Source organism: Thermotoga neapolitana DSM 4359, from assembly GCF_000018945.1.
GTDB lineage: Bacteria > Thermotogota > Thermotogae > Thermotogales > Thermotogaceae > Thermotoga > Thermotoga neapolitana.
Map to the genome: position 1 here is coordinate 1806247 of NC_011978.1, position 18477 is coordinate 1824723.

Consider the following 18477-nt stretch of genomic DNA (forward strand, 5'->3'; position numbering starts at 1 on the left):
CTACCCCCTCGCTTCACCAGGGATTTTTCTCCAGAAACTCTCTCATCGCCTTCATAGCCCGTTCTGCGAGGCGTTTTCTGCGCTCGAACTTGTTTCGAACCCGGACAGAAAGAGGAGGAAGCAGTCCAAAGTTTGCGTACATCGGCTTCAGATCTCCTTCGACCTTTTCTATTATATAACTGAAGAGCGCTCCCATCATGGTTTCCTCAGGAAGACGAAGCGGAGAAAGACCCCTCAGGATCCTGTACACGTTGTACGCCACGTAGATCCCGGACGCTGCCGATTCCATGTAACCTTCCACACCGGTGATCTGGCCGGCGAAGAAAACGCTGGGATGTTTCTTCAAACGAAAGAAGGGATCGAGAACCCTGGGAGAATTGATGTATATGTTTCTGTGCATCACACCGTAGCGGACGATCTCCGCGTTTCTCAAGCAGGGAATCTTCTGGATGACCTTCTTCTGTTCTCCCCATTTTAACCTGGTCTGAAATCCAACGAGGCTGTAAAATTTTCCTTCTTTGTCTTCACGACGAAGTTGAACCACGGCGTACGGTTCTTTACCGGTTCGAGGATCCACCAGCCCTGTCGGTCTCAAAGGACCGTATCTCAGAGCGTCTTTTCCGCTTCGAGCGATCTCCTCAACGGGCTGGCATCGTTCGAAGAGAAGACTCCTGTCGAAATCCTCCATTTCAATGACCTCTGCCTCAACGAGTGCTTTCCAGAGTTCCTCGTACTCTTCCTGGGTGAGAGGACAGTTTATGTAATCGTTTCCCTTTCCGAATCTATCTCCCCAGAAAGCCCGACTCATGTCTATGGACTCAAAGCTCACAATCGGAGAGACAGCATCGAAGAAGAACAGAAAGTCTTCTCCCAGAAGCTCCTTCAGAAAAGAAAGAAGCCCTTCCGAGGTAGCCGGTCCCGTTGCCACTATCCAGATACCCTCATCGGGATTGAAACTGGTCACTTCCTCCCTCACGATTTCAACGTTTTCCATATCCTCTATGATTTCTGTAACCTTCCTTGCGAAGGCGTTTCTATCCACAGCCAGCGCTTTTCCTGAAGGAACGCGCGTTCTTTCTGCCACTTCGAGCACCACAGATCCCATCATCTTCATCTCGGCCTTCAGAAGACCCTCGGCGTTTGTGACCTCTTCTGATTTGAAAGAATTGCTACAGACAAGTTCTGCAAAGTACCCGGTTTTGTGTACTTCTGTCATCTTTTTTGGACGCATTTCGTAGAGGCGTACCTTCACTCCGCGTTTTCCGAGGTTGTAAACAACTTCCGACCCTGCAAGCCCTGCTCCGATGACGTTCACAACCATCGTGTCACCTCAAATCTTTCCTGACCACGGTGAGATTTCCCCGTTTCAGGGGTCGTATTCTGAACTCGTCAGCGACCTGATGGATTATGTAAAGACCGTACCCTCCCTCTCTGGGGTTTTTCAAATCGGGAGGAATGGGTTTCAACCTGGAGGGATCCACAGGCTCACCAAAATCCCTCACAAGTATGTAGAAGGTTTTATCTTTCACCACATAACTTACAACGATCTTTTTCGTCTCATCCTTCTTGTAGGTGTGCTTGATCACATTGGCGAGGATCTCTCCAAGGACGATCTCCATGTCCACAACCACGCTGTTTGGAAAGTCGTTGAGCAACAAAAAATCACGCATGGCAGAGCGTGCAATCTTTATGTATGAACGCCTGGAAGGAACAATGAGAAACATCAGGTTCTGCAACTTCAGCCCTCCCTTAGCAATAAGAAGGCTTCCAGGGGAATCCTTGGAGAAATGAGAAAATTTCGTTCGAACTCGAGAATTTCCCTGAACACCTCTTCTTCACTTTTTTTCATCGTGTCGGCTGTCTTCGAAACGTCTCCCGTCATCAGGAAAATTCTCACAGCGTCCGAGACGGGTACCTTCATCGTGAAGGTGTACTCGTAGAGTCTCTCGTAAAAGGACACGCTCTGTTCAACATATCTGATCATCATCAGGGCCTTTCTTACTGCTTCCCGGAGTTCTTTTTCCGGATCTGAAAATGCGATCTTTCCCCCCGAAATTGCCTCATGAAAAGAAACGTTCGAAGGAGAAATTCCAGCGTCGAAATCTCCAGCGTTGTAAACAGCATCCACAAACGAAGAAATCTCTTCTCTGAGATGAAGGCGCTTTTCGAAACTTTCTGCCTGTGCCACAAAGACCCTTTTTCCAGGGCGCCAGTTTTCAGAAAGGACCTCCACCACCTTCTCCACTTCTTCATTGTACCACCTTGTTTTGAGGAATTCATGGTTCAAAAGATCGACGATCAGATCACGGGGCTCGATTCTTGTTTCAACAAAAACTGCCATTTTCCCAAGAACCGTCTTTGCAGGAAAACAGTAGACCTTCCCTTTCACGGGAACATTCGACTCCAGAACGGTCTTTGCGGTCTCGAGGATGGAGGAGTCGGAGAGTCCAAGACCGTTCCACAGGATTTTTTCACCGTCACAAACTGTTATTCTCTCTGGAAGCTTCAACATGTGGCTTCCTCCTTTTTCTTTCCAGGAGACTGAACACGCATCCACAGTAGTTCTGTCTGTAAATCCCCAGTTCTCTGGAAAGTCTCACACCTTCCTGATATGCTCCTTTCTTTCTGAAATTCTTGAAATAGAACACCACACCGTACTTTTTCTCCAGAACCCTTCCTATCTCCTCGATCATGGAAAGATCTTTTTTTGGACTTGCAAGGAGGGTGGTGGAAAAGAAATTGTATCCTCTCTTCAAAGCCTCCTGAGCGGTTCGTTCCAGAAGGAAACTGATACATCTTCTGCATCTTTCACTGCCTTCGCCGAGATCTCTGTAATCTCGAACGATGGAATACCACCTTTTCACCTCGTCCACCGAGTATTCCCCGAAAATCACCTTCAGAGAAAAGTAAGACGCCACGATCCTCACGGCGTCTTCTCTCTTTCTGTACTCTAGAGGAGGCTGGATGTTCGGATTGTAAAAGAAGAACTCCGCATCTTTCACATGAAAAAGCGTTGTGAGAAGATCCGGTGCACAGCAAACGTGTATCAGCACCCTCTCACCTCAAAAGAGCCTGGAGGAATCCAGAAGGAGTGTGACGGGTCCATCGTTTACCAGATGAACATGCATGTGTGCTCTGAAGATACCCTTTTCCACTTTCAACCCTTTCTTTTCCAGAAGGTCTACGAACTTCTCGTAAAGTTCCTTTCCTTTCTCGGGAGGAGCGGCTTCTGTGAATGAAGGCCTCTTCCCTCTTCGGCAGTCTCCGTAGAGTGTGAACTGAGAGACGACGAGCACTTCTCCCCCAACATCCATGATCGAGAGGTTCATCTTTCCTTCTTCATCTTCGAATATCCGAAGTCCAGATACCTTCTCGGCGAGCCATTCACAGTCTTTCTCCGTATCGTCCTTTCCAACACCGACAAAAACAAGGAGCCCCTTCCCAATGGCTCCCACCACCTTTTCATCTACGATCACCTTCGCCTCGTTCACTCTCTGAACAACTGCTCTCACTGTATCACCCTTTCTGCGTCCAGAACGTACCTGTAAGCCTTCAACCTGCTCAAAAATTCGTTCAATTCACCGGTGTTGGAGATCCTTATATGGAGCTGGACGAGGATGGGATTTCTGTCTTTCAAAGTCTTCACACCGACAAACTCGGCTCCGAGGTTCGTCACACGGTCTATAAGACTGGGAAGGCTTTTTTCAGAATCGAGAACAACCCTTACATAGGCATCGAACATCTCCGACGCTTCAAGATTCCATTCCGCCGGGAATATCTTCTCCTGAGAAATACCCTTCAGGTTTTTGCAATCACTTCTGTGAATGCTCATTCCCCTTTTGCTCACAACAGCCACAATCGGATCTCCCTTTATTGGATGGCAGCACCTGGCTATATGAAACTCTATGCTTTCTATTCCGTCGACTGTCACGATATTCTGAGATTGCGCCTTTTTCTTCTTTGTTTTTCTCTTTACGACAATTTTCTTTCCCAGGATGGCCTCTATCAGATCCTGCGTCGTGATACTGCCTTCTCCAATTTTCATGAAGAAGTCTCTCTCTGGGTAAGAGTTCAGGTACCTTTTTATTCCATCTGACTGCATCACTTCCTCAAAGGATTTTCCCAGTTTTCTGCATATCCTTCTGAGGGTTTCCTTTCCCTTTTCAACAAGTTCTGGAGCGAGTTTTTCTTTCAGAAACCTTCTGATCTTTGCCCGTGCGTTGTGCGTTCTGGCGTATTTCAACCAGTCGACGCTGGGACCGGAAGAATTCTTGTTCACGATGATCTCCACAACGTCTCCGTTCTTCAACTGATAGTCGATGGGAACGATCTTTCCGTTCACCTTTGCACCGCTGTAGTGATGCCCTACTTCCGTGTGTATAGCGTAAGCAAAGTCAATGGGGGTGGCACCTTTGGGAAGGTGGATGATATCACCCTTGGGTGTGAAGACGAAAACCTCGTCCATTTGGAGTTCCTTCTTTATGTCCTCAAACTCTGTAAACCCCTGAGCGAGTTCTTTTCTCCAGTCAAGGAGCCTTTCTATCCATTCTTTTGCCGTCTTCACGTCGGGCTTTTCTTTGTATATCCAGTGAGCAATGAGACCGTACTCAGCCTCTCTGTGCATCTCCTCGTCTCTGATCTGTATCTCCAGAGGTTCACCATATCCAGTGATGACCGTTGTGTGGAGAGACCTGTAACCGTTCGATTTTGGAGCAGCGATGTAGTCTTTGAACCTACCAGGAAGGGGTTTCCAGATGTTGTGTACTATTCCAAGTACAGTGTAACAGGTGGTAACATCCTTCACCACCACTCTGAGGGCTATGAGATCGTAGATCTCCTCGAACTTTTTTCCCTTTTCTTTCATCTTCCTCCAGATGCTGTAGTAGTGCTTGTACCTTCCTTCAACGGTGGCCTTTATTCTGTGTTCCTCGAGGGCGCTTTTCAGGATTGAGATGTACTCGTTCGTTCTCTTTTCCCTTTCTTTCTTTTTCTCTGCAACGAGTTCTTTTATCCTGTAGTACTCCTCTGGATACAGAACCTTGAAAGCAAGATCCTCGAGTTCCGATTTTATGGAATATATGCCCAGTTTGTGAGCCAGTGGTGCGTACACCTCTAGGGTCTCATAGGCCTTGTATTTTTTCTTCTCCGGGTCCTGAACGTACTGTATGGTACGCATGTTGTGGAGTCTGTCGGCGAGTTTCACGAAGATCACACGCATATCCTCGGCCATCGCGAGAAACATCTTCTGTATGGTCTCCATTCTTTTTCTGGAATCCTGATCCGGTCCGACGGGAGCGTTTATGCTGCTCACCTTGGTGACCCCATCCACTATCCTTGCGATCTCATTTCCAAAGAGTTCCTTTATTTGATCGAGACTGACACCTTCACCGTCCTCGATCGTATCGTGAAGAAGGGCCGCAGCCAGCGTGGTGGAGTCGACCCCAAGTTCGGCCAGGATCTTTGCAACCTCTACAGGATGTGAAATGAACGGATCTCCAGAGAACCTTTTCTGTCCCTCATGAACGATCCATGCGAACTCGTAGGCTTTCATAAGAAGCCTTTTTTCTTCCCTGGAAAAGTTCTTTTTTCTCAGCGATTCCAGTTCTCTGACCACCGCTCTGGCTTCCGATTCGAGTTCAATTCTGTTCAGCATCGTTTCACCACCGATTGAGACCTTGTGAAAAAATTATAGCACGGGAGAGGGGTATAAGCCGGATTCTGTCGTGGGTGGTCATCAATCTGGGGTGTGCGTTACCGCACACCTCAAGCGGCCAACCCGGGGGAATAGGGGGAGCAACCCAACCCCCTGCTTGGCCTTGCTCCAGGTGGGGGTTGCCAAGCCGCCGGGTTGCCCCGACGCTGGTGGGCTCTTACCCCACCGTTCCACCCTTGCCCTCATCGGGCGGTCTTCTTCTCTATGGCCCTGTCCGAGGGTCACCCCTCCCGGGCGTTACCCGGCACCCCGCTCCAGAGTCCGGACTTTCCTCGGGGAACGCGAGTGTGCGTCCCCGCGACCACCTACCCCTCTCCCTATTTATGTAGACCTTTTCTTCCTCACACATGTTCCGGTGAAAAAAGCAAAAGCTGTGATCAGTCCTCCCACAAACTGCAAGACACTCATTTTCTCCCCAAGCAGCAAAATCGAAAGCACCAGGGAGATGAAGGGTTGAGTCATGTAAACCAGGGCAGTTGTGTTGCTTCCAACCTCTTTTTGATAGCGCATCTGCCAGAGTATCCCAAAAGCCGTGGCGAAGACACCACTGTACAGACCAACAGCCAGAGCATCGACTGGAAGATGAAAACTGCCTGCTCCAAATACAAAGTTGATCATCGCAACGACCAGAAACTGCCAGAACATCATATCCTTTTCTCTTTCCACTTTTGAAAATCTGGTGATCAACACCACGTGGAGCGCAAAAAGCACAGCACAGATCAACTGGAAAAGATCTCCGGAGGAAAAACTCCCCATTCCTCCTGTGAGCAGGTAGATTCCGAAAAAACCGAGTGCAAAAGAAAGAAGGTGCATCTTTCTGAGTCTTTCACCTTCCAGAAGGAAAGAAAAGATCGGAACGAAGAAGACAAAACTTGAGACGATGAAGCCACTCTTTGCTGCACTGGTGAACCTCAGTCCCCATATCTGGAAAATGTACGCCCCACAGAGTACAAGTCCCAGCAGAAATCCCCTCTTGAACCTTCCTGGACCGAACATCCACAGAGAAAGCAGTGCGGCGATCCCAAACCTGACCGCGTTGTAGACGAAGGGTGAAATATCACTCACCACGAGTTTTTGCAGTGGAAACGTTGAGCCCTGCAGAGTGGCGGTCAAAAGAAGAAAGATGAGAGCTTTACTTTCCCGCCACATCCAGTACCTCCACCAGGACACTGGGCGCTATCGTGCGGTAGGACACCTTCACGTCGTTTCCAATCAGAACAATCTTCTTCAAAAAGTCAAGGAAGTTCCCTGAAATGGTGAACTCCTCCAGGCCGTGCATGATCTCTCCGTTTTCTGCCCAGTATCCCTTTGCAAAAAGGGAAAATTCACCGGATATGGAGTTTGCACCTGCGTGCATTCCTTCAACTTCCGTTATGACCACGCCCTTTCCCATCTCTTTCAAAAGATCGTTGAAGGATGAATTTCCCGGAACCATCATCAGGTTGACGGGCTGTATTCCGTTTTCAAAACCGTTTCCAGTTGGGTTCACACCCTCTTTCTTCGCTGTCTTCAGGTTGTGAAGGAAGGTTTTCAATACACCGCTTTCCAGAACGTACTTTTCGGTCGTAGGAACTCCCTCATCATCGAAGGGAGTACTCGCAAGTCCTCTGGAATGGTAAGGAAGATCCTTTATGGACACAACAGCGTTTCCCACCTGGTTTCCAAGTTTGCCTTTCAAGGGTGACAGGTTTTTCTGCACGTTCTCTGCCGAAATCATCGGAATGAACATCTCCATGAGATCAAGAAGGGCCGTGTTTCTCACAACAGCAGGGTATTTCCCGGATTCTATCGATTTTGACCCTATGAGGGAAACGGCCTCCTTTGACGCCCGGTTTCCTACCTCTTCGGGGTTGAGATCTTCCGGAACTCTTGCAATTTCGAACCAGAAACCCGATCTTGGGTTTTGGTCCTTTGCAACCGCCATCACGAAGATGTACCCTCCATCTGCCGTTATGCTTGCGTTGAGACCCAGGGTGTTCGAAAGATGCTTTCTTGTGACAAAGTCCCGATACATCACTGTCGGAACCATGATGATCCTCTCATCACTTGAGGCACTTTCATGGGCCCGTTTTGCCATTTCCATCTTTTCTTTCACAGAGAGCCTTTCAAACTTGCCGGCATAGGTTTCCATGGGCTTGTACTCGCCGCCTTCGAAGAAGAACTCTTCTTCCTCACTGTCTTTGACCCGAAGGTTGCCCAGGGCTTCCTCGAGGCAGCGTTCGGGATCTTCGAGAACCTGCGTTCGAAACACACCGGTTTTTCCTTCTTTCAGAACCTTTACCTCGATGCTGGACTTTCCGGCGTCCGTGTACTGATCGAGTTCACCGTTTGCAAGCCGAAGTGAAAATTCCCTTGTTTCCACAAAACTTACCTGTGCCTCCACTCCTTTTCTCTTTGCGATCGCAAACAGTTTATCTTTGAACTCTTCGAGTGTCATCTGTTTCGCCCCCCTACCACTATCTCTTTGACTCTTATGGTGGGTTGTCCCACATCGGCAGGAATCGACCCGGAGAACGAACCGCACATTCCCTGATCGCGTGCCAGATCGTTCCCCACCATGTCTATCTTCTGTATAATCTCATGACCCTTTCCTATCAACGTGGCTCCGCGCACGGGTTTTGTGATCCTTCCTTTTTCTATGAGATAGGCTTCAGAGACAGCGAAATTGAACTCTCCCGTTGCGGGATTCACGGAACCTCCACCCATCGTCTTGGCGTAGAGTCCATATTCTGTGGCGGAGATGATTTCCTCTGGATGGTAATCACCGGGAAGGATGAAGGTGTTACTCATTCTTGAAGTGGGCGGGAAGGTGTAATCCTGTCTTCTACCACTTCCCGTGCTTTTCATCCCCATTCTCCTTGCACCGAGTCTGTCCACGAGGTATCCTACGAGAATCCCTTTGTCTATCAGTAAGGTTCTCTGTGTGGGAGTTCCCTCATCGTCCACGTTCGCAGAACCCCATCCATTTGGAATAGTGGCATCGTCCACTGCAGAAACACATTCTGCCGCCACTTTCTGACCAAGTTTTCCAGCAAAAACAGAGGCCCCTTTGGCCACAGATGTTGCTTCCAGGCCGTGTCCCACCGCCTCGTGGAAGATCACTCCACCGAACCCGTTTGCTATCACGACCGTCATCTTCCCGGCAGGAGCAGGTTCTGCCTCAACCATCCTAGCAGCGATCCTTGCAGCCTTTCTTGCAGCTTCCTCCACGTCTATTCGTTCGAAGAACTCAAAGCCCATCCCGGCCCCAGGACCGTAGAAACCTCTTTCGAGAACCCCATCTTTCTCGGCAACGGCGTTTATCATAAGGCGTGTCCTCACACGCCTGTCTTCGGCCCACACTCCCTCGGAGTTTGCCACCAAGATCTCCTGATCGTAGTCCCAGTACCAGACGACCACCTGCTTTATGAGACTCGAATAGTCTTTCGCCGCCTGGTAGGCCCTTTTCATGACAGCAACTTTCTCTGTTTTTTCCACCCGATCAGGAGGTACGATCACAACGTGCCTTTCCTTTCTCTTTGTCCTGTTGAAGTTGAAGGTGAGATCCTCGATTTTCGTCTCTTCCAGGGCTTCTCCCACTTTCTTTGCCACGTTCAGCAGGTTGTCTCTTGAGAGGTCGTTCGTGTAAGCGTAGACAGCCTTTGTTCCCAGAAATCCCCTGATTCCCACACCGACGATCTCCCCGCTCGTTGCACGCTCCACCTTTCCATCCTTCAGCTCAAAGCGGTTTTCGTATTTTCTCTCGAAAAACACCTCGGCAAAATCTCCTCCGTTTTTCAAAACAGCCGAAAGAACATCTCTGACGACACTTTCACTGAGCACTTTGATCCCTCCTTCCCTGGTTTCCATTATACTACGCTCCAAGTTCGTTTTCCGAACCACATTTGTCTTTTATTTTCAGTGTAAAATAGAGACAGGAGGTGAAATTATGAGAAAACTCCTGCCGATCTTTCTTGTTCTGGCGGCCACCGTGATGGCGGGCAATTACGTTCTCGTAGTGTACTCAGAACCCCTTTCACAGGTCTTCATAAACGGAAACTACGTGGGAACGGTGGACGTGACCGGTCAGATGGTTTTGACGTTGAATTCTTCAGGAAAGTTCGTCATAACTGTGAAGAAGGCCTGGTACGTTCCCTTCGAAGGTGAAGTCATCATCACAAGTCCAGGAGAGTTCGTGGTCTTTGCCAATCTGAGAGAGGCCGGTGCACTGAGGGTCTTTTCGAACGTCTATCCTGTGGAAGTTTTCGCAGAGGGAAGGTACATTGGAAAGGTCTACAGTGTGAAAGACGTTCTTTACGTACCAGCCGGGACGGTGACACTCACCTTTAAAGCAGAGGGATACAGAGAAAAAACTGTGACGGTCCAGATATCTCCACGTGGAGAGAGAACCCTGAATATATATCTGGAAGAGAAGGTGCTTGAGTTGAACCTGAAGATAGAACCACAGAAGTTCTCTCCAAACGGTGACTGGTACGAAGATCAGACGACCTTTTACGTGTACCTGTCCAAACCAGCGAACCTGAGTATAGAGGTACTGGATGATCAGGGAAGAGTTGTCTGGTCGAAAAGACTGATGGGCTCTGAAGGAACAAACAAAATCATCTGGAACGGGAAAGGGGTTCCAGACGGAAGGTACAGGGTCAGAGTCACCGCAACGACGGAAAGCGAAGTTCAGTCTGTGGAACAGGAAGTGATCATCGACAGAAGCGAGTACACCTACTTCAAAGAACTCTTCATAGGTTCCACTCTGCTGGTGGTGCTACTGCTGCTGCTTGTTCACTAACCTCTGCTTACAACAAGGTAGATGTAAAAGGAATAAACGAGCAGAAGAGATACTCCTTCAAGACGAGATATCCTTTTCCTTGAAACCGAAAACACGAACACAAGAATTGATGTGACGAGCAGAAACACCAGGTCCATGGTGTAGTTTGACACGTCCACAGTCAGTCTGTTAAAGAAAGAACTCACACCGAGTATGAGCAGGATGTTGAAGATGTTGCTTCCCACTATGTTGCCAACGAGTATGTCGCTCTCTTTCTTCACCGTCGAAACTACGCTGACCACAAGTTCTGGAAGAGAAGTTCCCACGGCGACGATGGTGAGTCCAACGAACGCCTGAGAAAGGCCGAAATTTCTTGCTATCTTAACGGCGTTTTCAATGGCAAGGTTTCCACCGAACCAGAGTGCCAGAATGCCTCCCGATATCATCGCAACACTCAAAGGAACACTCTTTTGTTCCTTTATCTCTTCCATTTCCTCTTCCACCACATCCCTTGCAGAGGTGACCAGATAGTACATGAAGATCGCCATGAAAGAGAGGAAAACCACTCCATCGTTCCATGAGAGGTAGTTGTTTTTCAAAAAAAGACTGATGAAAGAGAGCGTCGAAAGGATCATGAAAGGTATCTCCGATCTGATCGTGCTTTTCTTGACAGGAATTGCCCTGAAGAGGGCTGCAAGACCAAGACAAAGTCCCACGTTCGCTATGTTGCTTCCGACCACGTTCGAGATGGCGATGCTCGTGTAACCCTTTGAGGCGGAAACGATCGAGGAAACAAGTTCTGGAAGAGAGGTCCCGAAGGCCACAACCGAAAGACCGACTACCAGTTTGGAAATTCCAAGTCTCAAAGCGAGCGAAGATGCGCCCTCTATGAGCCAGTTTGCACCAAGAACCAGTATGGTGATTCCAAGGCCGGTCAGCAAAAATTCCACGATTCCATCACTCTCCGATGATCTTGACCAGAACTCTTTTCGGCCTCATTCCGTCGAATTCTCCGTAGAAGACCTGTTCCCATGGCCCCAGATCCAGTTTCCCATCCGTGATCGCTATGACCACTTCTCTTCCCATGATCGTTCGTTTCAGATGGGCGTCTGCGTTGTCTTCACCGGTGTCGTTGTGCCTGTACTGGGAATAGGGTTTCTCCGGTGCGAGCTTTTCAAGCCATACCTCGAAATCATGGTGAAGACCCGGTTCATCGTCGTTTATGAAAACACTCGCTGTGATGTGCATGGCGTTGCACAGAAGAAGACCTTCCTTTATACCACTCTCCTTCACGCACTCTTCCAGAAGGGGTGTTATGTTGATGAATTCTCTCCTCTTCTTCGTGTGAAACCAGAGCTCTTTCCTGTAGGATTTCATCCTTCTTTCTCCTCCTTCTCTACGAGTTCGAAGTCTATTTCCCCTCTGATCTTGTCTGCCCTCACAACCTTTGCTTTGAGGACATCTCCAAGTCTGAAGATGCGCCCTTTCCTTCTTCCGATCAGCATGTTCTTCGATTCATCGTAGTAATAGTAGTCGTCGAGCGTCGATATGTGTACGAGACCTGAGATGCTCTTTTCTGGAATCTCCACGAAAAGACCGAATTTTGTGATGTTTGTCACCACCACATCGAACACTTCACCTATGTGGCGGGAGATGTACTCGACTTTCTTCATGGCGATGAGGTCCCATTCTGCTTCATCCGCTACTCTTTCTCTCCTACTGCAGTGTTTTGCGATCTTTGGAAGCACTTTGGAGAACTTGTCGATCTGTTCAGGTGTGAAGTATCCATTTTGCTCAAGATACAGTTTCAAAAGCCGGTGAACAACAAGGTCTGGATACCTTCTTATGGGAGAGGTGAAGTGTGTGTAAGCGTAAGAGGCAAGCCCAAAGTGTCCGATGTTCACAGCGGAATACATTGCCCTCTTCATCGATCGGACAAGGAGTCTCTCCACACTGCTTCTTAGGGGATGGTCCTTCACCTTCTCGAGGAGTTTCTGAAGCATGCCGGGATGTATGTTGTGTGAGAACTTTGCCCTTATTCCCATCGCTTCGAGGTAGTTCTTCAACTGAAAGATCGTCTCGGGATCGGGTTCTTCGTGGACCCGGTACATGAAGGGAAGTCCGGCGTGGTCGAAGATCTCCGCGATCGTTTCGTTTGCCCTTATCATGAACTCCTCTATCAACCTCTCTGCGATGCCTCTTTTTCTGGGAACGATGTCCACCACCTGGCCGTTTTCGTCGAGTACAACCTTCACTTCGTCGCTTTCTATGTCTATTATGGCACCTCTTTTCCTCCTTGCCTCTCTCAGGATCTCGGCAAGTTCCACGGCGTTGTGTATCAGTTCACTGAAGGGTTCGTATTCTTTCACCGAAGAGGGATCTTCCAGGAACTCGTTAACCCTTTCGTAGATCATTCTCTTTTTGCTTCTTATCACGCTGGGAAAGACATCGTACTTCACAACGCGGCCTTCCCGGTCTATCTCCATCTCCACACTCATCGTGAGCCTGTCTTTTCCCTCTACAAGGCTGCATATTCCATTGGAGAGTCTGAACGGAAGCATCGGTATGACGGTGTCTATGAGGTAGACACTCGTTCCTCTTCTGAAAGCCTCCTGATCCAGAGCGGATCCTTCTTTCACGTAGTGGGAAACGTCCGCTATGTGAACACCGAGAAGGTAATTCCCGTTCGGTAGTTTTTCCACCGAGATGGCATCGTCGAAATCTTTGGCGTCTTCTCCATCTATGGTGACGATGACCCTGTCCCTCATGTCTTTTCTTCCCACAAGATCTTTTTTTCTCACCCTTGATGGTATCGCATTTGCCTCCTTCAGCACTTCTTCGGGAAACTCTCCTGGTTCTGGAAGGTCGTGCTTCACTATCACACTGGGCAGGTCAATGGATGGGTCGTCCAGATCTCCAAGAACTTTCACAACCCTTGCTTCCGGATTTCTTCCCGGAGAGGGGTACTTCAATATCTCTGCTATCACCTTCTGATTCGGCTTTGCTCCGTCGATGTTTTCAGGGGCAACGTAGAAGTCGTAGGCGATCTTTGGATCGTCAGGCACGACAAATCCGAAGGTCCCCTTGTGATCGAAGACACCAACAACTCTCTTCAAGCCTCTCTCGAGGACCCTCACAACACGTCCCCTTGGAAGTCCTCGCCAGGTACCCACTATTTCGACTACCACTCTGTCCTTGTGCATGGCATATTTTGTATCCTCAACGGGTACTGCTATCTCTTCGAATTCGTCCGTGATGACGAAGGCAACGTATCCACTGCGGGTGAATTCTATGGTCCCAACCTTCAGATCTTCCCCGAGCTTTCTGTACCTTCCCTTGCTGTCCCTGAATATCTTTCCTTCTTTCTCAAGTTTCTTCACAACTTCTCTGATTTTCCTTCTTTTCTCCCTCGTCTTTGCTTTGAATCTTTTGTAGATCTCCTTCAAAACCATCGGTTTGTAATCCTCTGACAAAATGAACCTTTCCACTTCTTTCTTCAAACTCATGCGTTCACCTTCTCCTTCATTTTGTTCTGAAAAGTCTGTCCCCCGCATCCCCAAGCCCCGGTATGATGTAACCATGGTCGTTCAGTCTTTCGTCCAGAGCAGCAACGTATATCTTAACATCACTGTGTTTTTCTTCCACCGCTTCCACTCCCTCCGGTGCAGCGATCAGGGCAACCAGGGTGATCTTCCTGGCACCGTTTTCCTTCAGGATATCGAGTGCTTTTACAGAGGAAACACCGGTTGCAAGCATCGGGTCCAGAAGGAAGACTTCCTTATCACCGTCTAGAGGAGGCAACTTGGCGTAATACTCCACAGCACGAAGCGTCTCAGGATCTCTGTATATTCCGATATGCCCCACCGAAGCGTTCGGAAGCAGTTCCAGTATACCATCTGCCATCACAAGTCCTGCCCTGAGTATGGGAACCACCACGATGTCCTTGTCGTTTATGCGGTATCCTGTGGTCTTTGTGATAGGAGTTTCCACCTCAACCTCTTCGCACTTCAGATGCCTTGTTGCCTCGTAAGCGAGAAGGAGTGTGATCTCCTTCAAAAGCTCTCTGAATTCTTTCGGACCGGTGTTTTTGTCCCTCATGATCGTCAGTTTGTGTTTTATGAGCGGATGGTCCACCACGACCAGGTTCTTCATATTTCCACCCCTTCGATCTTGTCCCTATAGAGCGGGAACATCTCACAAAGCTTTCTCACTCTCCTCGTTACCTCTTCCCGGACCTCTGGTCTCACCGTTCCTTTTTCGTCTGTGATGCTGGAAAGAACATAATCTATCAGTTCCACTATTTCTTCCATCTCTTTTTCCTTCATACCACGTGTGGTGACGGCAGGAGTTCCGATCCTTATACCGCTCGCAACGAAGGGAGATCTCTTCTCGTTCGGAATGGTGTTCTTGTTCACTGTGATGCCGCAGCTTTCGAGGGCCTTTTCTGCGGCTTTTCCTGTTATGTCTTTCGGGGTGAGATCCACGAGGAACAGGTGTGTATCGGTTCCACCGGAGACGATTCTGTATCCTCTTTTCTTCATCTCCTCCGCCATCTTCTTCGCGTTCTTCACGACCTGTTTCTGGTACTCTCTGAACTCTTCGCTCATCGCTTCTTTAAAACACACAGCCTTGGCCGCTATAACGTGCATGAGAGGCCCACCCTGAATTCCAGGAAAGATTGTTTTGTCCACAGCCTTGGCGATCTCCGGATCGTTGGTGAGGATCAGACCTCCCCTTGGCCCCCTGAGGGTTTTGTGTGTGGTGGAAGTCACCACGTGAGCGTACTCAACGGGATTAGGATGAATCCCTGCCGCAACCAGCCCTGCAAAGTGCGCCATATCCACCATCAGGTAGGCTCCCACCTCGTCAGCGATCTCTCTGAACCTTTTGAAATCAATCGTTCGGGCATAAGCACTACCACCCGCGACGATGATCTTTGGTCTGTGTTCCAGGGCCAGTTTTCTCACCTCATCGTAATCTATCGTTTCTGTTTCCAGATTGACTCCGTAGTGGACCACTTTGAAGATCCTGCCGGAGAAGTTCACGGGTGCTCCATGTGTTAAATGACCTCCGTGCGACAGAGACATTCCCATGATCGTATCCCCAGGCTGTGCGAGAGCCAGATAGACCGCCATGTTTGCCTGTGAACCGGAGTGAGGTTGAACGTTTGCAAACTCTGCACCGAACAGTTTCTTTGCCCTCTCTATGGCAAGTTCTTCTGCTCTGTCCACCCATTCACATCCGCCGTAGTATCTCCTTCCAGGGTATCCCTCTGCGTACTTGTTGGTGAGCACACTTCCCATGGTTTCTATGACGGCAAGGGATGCGAAGTTCTCTGAGGCGATCAGCTCAAGACCGTACTCCTGTCTTCTGAGTTCGTTCACCAGTACCTCGTAGATTTCTGGATCCACCTTCTTCACGTGTTCCCACACAAAGGATCACCTCACTCGACACTGTATTCTGTTCCCGAAGGGGTATCCCTCAGGATGATTCCATTCTCTCTCAGACGATCTCTGATCCAGTCGGAAAGGTCGTACCTTTTCTCTTTTCTCAAAGTCTCTCTCACTTCTATCAATATTCCAAGGAGAGACTCACCTGCAACTTCTCTTCTTTCTTCGTTCAGATCGAACAGACCAAGAACGGGACCAAACTCTCTTCTGATGAGGTGATAGAAGAGGAGGGCATTTTCCTGATCGCCTTCTTCCATGGATTTGCTAAGATTTTTTGCAAGTTCAAAGAGAATGGACACGGCCACCGGCGTGTTGAAGTCATCGTCGAGTGCCTCCACAAATCTGTTCACGTACTCTTCATAAACGGTGTTTCTCTTTGGAATGCCGGTCACGCCGTTGCTTTCGTATCTTCTGAGAATCTCCCAGACACGGCGAACTGCCTTCGAGTAATCACTCAGAAGATCCTCCGAGAAATCCATCGGAGAGCGATAGTGTTTTGAGAGGATCATGTACCTCAGACCGTCTCTTCCGTACTTTTTCACAGCCTCACGAACGGTGAATATATTCCCCGTCGACTTGCTCATCTTGTCACCGAGGAATCTCACCATTCCGTTGTGCATCCAGTACTTCGCAAAAATTTTCCCCGTCAGAGCCTCAGCCTGGGCCTTTTCATTCTCGTGGTGGGGAAATACCAGGTCCTCTCCTCCTGCGTGGATGTCGAAACTTTCACCCAGAATTTTCACCGACATGACGGTACACTCTATGTGCCAGCCCGGCCTTCCCTCACCCCATGGAGAATTCCAGCACGGTTCTCCCGGTTTGGCCCTCTTCCACAGCGAAAAGTCGAGTGGAAAATTCTTCGTCTCGTCCACCTCAACCCTGGCACCGGCGATGAGGTCTTCGATCCTCTTCTTTGAGAGTTCGCCGTACTTTTTGAATTTTCTCACGTCGAAGTAAACACCTGTTTTTGTCTGATAGGCGTATCCTCTTTCGACGAGTTTTTCTATGATTTCAACGATGTCATCGACAAAATCGGTGGTTCTGGGGTGAAAGTTCGCAGGTCTTATTCCAAGTGCGTGGGCATCCCTCCAGTACTCCGCTATGAACGTATCTGCCACCATCTTTGGATCAACGCCGAGTTGATTTGCCTTGTTTATGATCTTGTCGTCTATGTCCGTGAAGTTCTGAACCATGATCACCCTGTAACCTCTGTATTCGAGGTACCTTCTGAACACGTCGAATACGACTGCAGGTCGTGCGTTTCCCACGTGTATCAGATCGTAAACGGTGGGACCACACACATACATCCTTACAACACCGGGTTGTAACGGTACAAACTCCTCCTTCTTCCCGGTCAGAGTATTCGTTATCCTCATTCACACACCTCCGGGTTTCACACGTTGATGTTGCTGATCTCCACCAGTTCTTCCGATGTGAGAACCTCCTCTATGTTCAGAATGATCACAATATCGTCTCTCACCTTTGCAAGACCGAGGATATACTCTCTTCCCCTTCCGGCAAGGTTCTGGGGAGGCTGCTCTACATCTTCCTCCGTGAGGGTCAAAACCTCACTCACGTCATCCACCAGAAATCCAACCTGCGTGTCCTTCACCATGGCAACGATGATCTTCGCCCTGGTCTTGTCTTCCATATCCGGCATTTTGAATTTCTTCCTGAGGTTCACCACCGGAATGATCTTTCCTCTCAAGTTCATCACACCTTCAATGAACTCTGCTGTCTCGGGAACAGGCACGATCTTTTCCACCTCAACGATGCTTTCGACCTTCATGATGTCCACACCGAACACCTGATTCCCCAGCTTGAAGGTCACTACCTTCAGCTCCATTTCCTTCCCCCCTTCACACTATCTTCATGAGTACCTGACCGGTTTCTATGTTCTCTCCTTCCTTCACGAGTATCTCCTTCACCGTCCCGGAGAACTCCGACTGGAGTTCGTTTTCCATCTTCATGGCTTCAAAGACGAGCAGTTTGTCTCCCACCTTCACTTGCTGTCCTTCTTTCACCAGAATCTTCAGAACGATTCCTGCCATTGGGGCTTTAACGAGCTTTTCTTCACCACCCGGAATTTCTTCTCTTTCAACGATTTCTGGTTTTGGTTCCTGTACCTGTTTTTTCTCTTCCACTGCAGTGGAAGGAACGGAACTTACAGGATTTGTTTTCGGCTTTTCTTGAACTTTCTGGGGGTTTCCGATCTCTTCTACTTCAACTACGTATTCTTTTCCATTCACCACCACCCGGAATTTTCTGACCATCTTCTCCTCCTCCATCCGCTCTTTTTCCACACCTCAAATCCACGTTCGTTCGTTTTTCGCTTTATGGAAACGATTCTGTACTCTCCTTCGAGAACCTGCGCGATGACCGCCGATATCACCGCAACGACCTCTTCCTCTACCCCACGGGGCCTTTCTTCCACAACAGCGGGGCGATCACGTTTTGAGAAGTATCTCAAAAGCACAGAGAAGAAAAACAGTATCAGAAAGATCAGAAAAACTGCTGTGATGCCGAAAACGAATATCTGAACCATCGGTTCA

At 48.9% G+C, this 18477-nt stretch carries 19 protein-coding genes and 1 other RNA gene; 1 reads left to right on the forward strand and 19 read right to left on the reverse strand.

What is annotated here, in order from left to right:
• Positions 1–13 precede the first annotated feature (13 nt).
• The 10 genes from trmFO to CTN_RS09250 all read right to left on the reverse strand — a co-directional run bounded on the left by trmFO (position 14) and on the right by CTN_RS09250 (position 9535).
• Positions 14–1321: a methylenetetrahydrofolate--tRNA-(uracil(54)-C(5))-methyltransferase (FADH(2)-oxidizing) TrmFO gene (gene trmFO / locus CTN_RS09210; protein ID WP_015920262.1), complete on the reverse strand. Its 1308-nt coding sequence runs from the start codon at positions 1319–1321 to the stop codon at positions 14–16.
• Positions 1322–1325: 4 nt separating this feature from the next.
• A complete protein-coding gene (locus CTN_RS09215) occupies positions 1326–1736 on the reverse strand; it encodes an ATP-binding protein (RefSeq protein ID WP_015920263.1) in 411 nt (136 codons plus the stop codon).
• 2 nt (positions 1737–1738) lie between these two features.
• Positions 1739–2512 (reverse strand): DUF4940 domain-containing protein, encoded by a 774-nt coding sequence (locus CTN_RS09220; protein ID WP_038068125.1) that lies wholly within the window; start codon positions 2510–2512, stop codon positions 1739–1741.
• Positions 2478–3053, reverse strand: coding sequence for an epoxyqueuosine reductase QueH (locus tag CTN_RS09225; protein WP_015920265.1), 576 nt, complete (start codon positions 3051–3053; stop codon positions 2478–2480). Before CTN_RS09225 ends, CTN_RS09220 begins: the two co-directional genes overlap by 35 nt.
• A 9-nt stretch (positions 3054–3062) precedes the next feature.
• Positions 3063–3512, reverse strand: coding sequence for a D-aminoacyl-tRNA deacylase (gene dtd, locus CTN_RS09230; protein WP_015920266.1), 450 nt, complete (start codon positions 3510–3512; stop codon positions 3063–3065).
• Complete coding sequence (locus CTN_RS09235; RefSeq protein ID WP_015920267.1) at positions 3509–5653, reverse strand: RelA/SpoT family protein; 2145 nt, start codon at positions 5651–5653, stop codon at positions 3509–3511. Before CTN_RS09235 ends, dtd begins: the two co-directional genes overlap by 4 nt.
• A gap of 39 nt (positions 5654–5692) precedes the next feature.
• Positions 5693–6030: RNase P RNA component class A (gene rnpB / locus CTN_RS09675), an RNA gene on the reverse strand.
• 4 nt (positions 6031–6034) lie between these two features.
• Positions 6035–6862 carry a DMT family transporter gene (locus CTN_RS09240; RefSeq protein ID WP_038068127.1) on the reverse strand — a complete coding sequence of 276 codons (828 nt, stop codon included), beginning with the start codon at positions 6860–6862 and terminating at the stop codon, positions 6035–6037.
• Complete coding sequence (locus CTN_RS09245; RefSeq protein ID WP_015920269.1) at positions 6846–8150, reverse strand: TldD/PmbA family protein; 1305 nt, start codon at positions 8148–8150, stop codon at positions 6846–6848. Before CTN_RS09245 ends, CTN_RS09240 begins: the two co-directional genes overlap by 17 nt.
• Entirely contained in the window at positions 8147–9535 is a 1389-nt protein-coding gene (locus CTN_RS09250) for a TldD/PmbA family protein (protein WP_038068129.1), read from the reverse strand. The genes CTN_RS09245 and CTN_RS09250 overlap by 4 nt, the downstream gene beginning before the upstream one ends.
• Before the next feature lie 106 nt (positions 9536–9641).
• On the opposite strand from CTN_RS09250, the gene CTN_RS09255 reads away from it, so the two are divergent.
• The gene (locus CTN_RS09255; protein ID WP_038068131.1) at positions 9642–10496 is read left to right on the forward strand and encodes a FlgD immunoglobulin-like domain containing protein; all 855 of its coding nucleotides are present in this window, start codon (positions 9642–9644) and stop codon (positions 10494–10496) included.
• Here the strand turns inward: CTN_RS09255 and CTN_RS09260 are convergent.
• Genes CTN_RS09260 through CTN_RS09300 form a run of 9 tightly spaced genes read right to left on the reverse strand, consistent with a single transcriptional unit; the run spans position 10493 to position 18470 of the window.
• Positions 10493–11425: a calcium/sodium antiporter gene (locus CTN_RS09260; RefSeq protein ID WP_015920272.1), complete on the reverse strand. Its 933-nt coding sequence runs from the start codon at positions 11423–11425 to the stop codon at positions 10493–10495. The genes CTN_RS09255 and CTN_RS09260 overlap by 4 nt on opposite strands.
• A gap of 7 nt (positions 11426–11432) precedes the next feature.
• On the reverse strand, positions 11433–11852 hold the full coding sequence (locus CTN_RS09265; RefSeq protein ID WP_015920273.1) for a secondary thiamine-phosphate synthase enzyme YjbQ: 420 nt from the start codon (positions 11850–11852) through the stop codon (positions 11433–11435).
• Complete coding sequence (gene rnr / locus CTN_RS09270) at positions 11849–13981, reverse strand: ribonuclease R (RefSeq protein WP_015920274.1); 2133 nt, start codon at positions 13979–13981, stop codon at positions 11849–11851. Before rnr ends, CTN_RS09265 begins: the two co-directional genes overlap by 4 nt.
• Positions 13982–13997: 16 nt before the next feature.
• A complete protein-coding gene (gene upp / locus CTN_RS09275) occupies positions 13998–14627 on the reverse strand; it encodes a uracil phosphoribosyltransferase (protein WP_015920275.1) in 630 nt (209 codons plus the stop codon).
• Positions 14624–15907 carry a serine hydroxymethyltransferase gene (glyA, locus tag CTN_RS09280; protein WP_015920276.1) on the reverse strand — a complete coding sequence of 428 codons (1284 nt, stop codon included), beginning with the start codon at positions 15905–15907 and terminating at the stop codon, positions 14624–14626. The genes upp and glyA overlap by 4 nt, the downstream gene beginning before the upstream one ends.
• A gap of 11 nt (positions 15908–15918) precedes the next feature.
• Positions 15919–17301, reverse strand: coding sequence for a cysteine--tRNA ligase (gene cysS / locus CTN_RS09285; protein ID WP_015920277.1), 1383 nt, complete (start codon positions 17299–17301; stop codon positions 15919–15921).
• A 17-nt stretch (positions 17302–17318) separates the two neighbouring features.
• Positions 17319–17771, reverse strand: coding sequence for a chemotaxis protein CheW (locus tag CTN_RS09290; RefSeq protein WP_015920278.1), 453 nt, complete (start codon positions 17769–17771; stop codon positions 17319–17321).
• A gap of 13 nt (positions 17772–17784) precedes the next feature.
• Entirely contained in the window at positions 17785–18198 is a 414-nt protein-coding gene (locus tag CTN_RS09295; protein WP_015920279.1) for a biotin/lipoyl-containing protein, read from the reverse strand.
• Positions 18171–18470, reverse strand: a complete 300-nt coding sequence (locus CTN_RS09300) for a hypothetical protein (RefSeq protein WP_015920280.1) — start codon at positions 18468–18470, stop codon at positions 18171–18173. Before CTN_RS09300 ends, CTN_RS09295 begins: the two co-directional genes overlap by 28 nt.
• Positions 18471–18477 lie beyond the last annotated feature (7 nt).